This is a genomic window from Arthrobacter sp. AK01 (genome assembly GCF_021109375.1).
Lineage (GTDB): Bacteria > Actinomycetota > Actinomycetes > Actinomycetales > Micrococcaceae > Arthrobacter.
This window is the reverse complement of record NZ_JAJOHP010000139.1, coordinates 1-1,904: the sequence shown is the minus strand read 5'-3', so window position 1 is coordinate 1,904 and position 1,904 is coordinate 1. Positions and strand designations below refer to the sequence as shown.

The 1,904-nt window shown below is 67.7% G+C and carries 2 protein-coding genes; both read left to right on the top strand.

Going from position 1 to position 1,904, the window contains the following annotated elements:
* Nucleotides 1-133: 133 nt before the first annotated feature.
* A complete protein-coding gene (locus tag LN996_RS23410) occupies nucleotides 134-865 on the top strand; it encodes a hypothetical protein (protein ID WP_231343487.1) in 732 nt (243 codons plus the stop codon).
* On the top strand, nucleotides 862-1,904 hold a 1,043-nt coding region (locus tag LN996_RS23405), incomplete at its 3' end, for a CocE/NonD family hydrolase (RefSeq protein ID WP_231343486.1). The genes LN996_RS23410 and LN996_RS23405, both read left to right, overlap by 4 nt.

Below are 1,904 nucleotides of genomic sequence, written 5' to 3'. Positions count from 1 at the left end.
CACACCTGAGAGCCATCATTCAGCTGCATTTCCTGCCGACCTCCCTCTGTTCTATTTCCCCCGGGGGGGGGGGGGGGGGCGCCCCCCCCCCCCCCCCCCCCTTAGCTCCACCCCGCAACTTTCGGAAGGAACCATGGGAACCGCAATAGACAGCTTTGACGTCGCGGGAAGATCAACCATCCGCAGCGGTGACGGCGCCTTCTTCCATCTCCCACCCTCGGCAGGCAGTGGCCAGCGCATGGCCGCGGACATCAGTGACGAACTGATGCAACGCCGCCAGGCTGGTGCGCGTCCCCTCCCCGGACGGGAGCGAATCGGGCTAATAGCCCCCAAACCCGTTGCGGCCGCACTCCTGCCCGTGTTCCACGAGGCCGGGGTGGACCTGACAGTGGGTGACGGTAAGGAGCCCGGCTCCGTAGGGCTACTCCTCCATCTGGCAGCCACTCCCGCCGATCGCAACCGCTTTGACGCACTGCCGGGGAGCCGAACAGCCGTGCTCCGCTTCTACGGAGAAGGCGACCTGGTCTTCGTAGATCCGCTGTCCCTCGAACCGGCAGACCCAACAGGGTGGCAGGTACTCCGGCGCAGGCTCGCAGCCTCACCTGCCGCCGCCGAGCTGAGGGCCTGGCTGGAGACCCCCGCTGCTGCCGCGGACTTCACTCCCCAGGGCATAGCCATGGACCTGCTCACGGCCAGATTGCTCACCGTCATCACGGCTTGGCAAAGGAATTCACCGTCACTTGCCGCTCACCGGCGTACCCTCTGGCGGCTGGACTCCCTGACGTTGGCAGCCAGCGAACACCCCGTTCTGCCCTTCCCGGAACCCGCCAACCTGGGCGAGGGCTTGCGGGCTCCGCTGCGATGAGTCCCACGACCGCGCCGGATCACCTGGACATCACCGCTGACGACGGCGTTCGGCTCACCGCAGACCACTACCGCACACCAGTGGACGGGGAAGCCCTAGGGACGGTCCTGATCCGGACACCCTACGGCCGGACCCAGTACGCGGACCAAGCCCACGCATGGTGCAGTGCCGGATACGACGTAGTGGTCCAGGACGTCCGTGGGCGCTACGGGTCCGCCGGCGCATGGAATCCCTATGACAAGGAGGGCCCGGACGGAGCAGCCACCGCCCGGTACCTCGCAAGGAACGGGTTGCTCAGGGGCCCACTCATTCTGGCTGGAGCCTCCTACGATGCGCACTGTGCAGTTGAAGCAGCCCGGGTTTTGGAGGTGGCACGGCGTCCGGAGGTGGCACGGCGTCCGGAGGAGGCGGCCGCCAGGCCCCTGGCCGTGGTGGCGATGGTGCCGGCACTGGGCCTCTGGGAAACGGCCAGGGAACCTGATGGCACACCGCGCTTGCGGGACAGGATTGGCTGGTGGCACCAGCACGGTTTCGGCAAGGAATCCGGCCACCCTTTACCCGCCGCGGAGCTCCGGAGGATATACCGGCAGGCTGAGGAACGCGGGATGGACTGGACGATTCACAACCTCATGGACGACGCCACGTATGGTCCGGGTTCCGCCGCTGGTTGGAGGCGGCTCTGGGACGCCCCACCAGCCGATCTCCACGGGCTTTATGGCCAGCTGAACACGCCGCTCCTGATGATTTCGGGGCAGCGGGACTTCTTTGTTGCCGAAGCTGCGGAGCTGGTGAGGGCCTGGGGCAGCGCGGCGCCGCGGACTTTGGTGGAAACCCTCTGGGGGCCATGGGGACACGGACTCGCCAACGACCTCGACGCCGGAACCGCCGCCGCACTCCGCGAACAGGGCGGCCTGATGGCCCGGATCAAGGACTTCCTGGGTGCTGCCAGCGGTTGGGATCCACCCGGCACCCAGCCCGGGCCCCTTGGAGACCCCCGCCCGCCAGTTCTCCAGTGGGAACCCGGCGCCCAGCCACACAC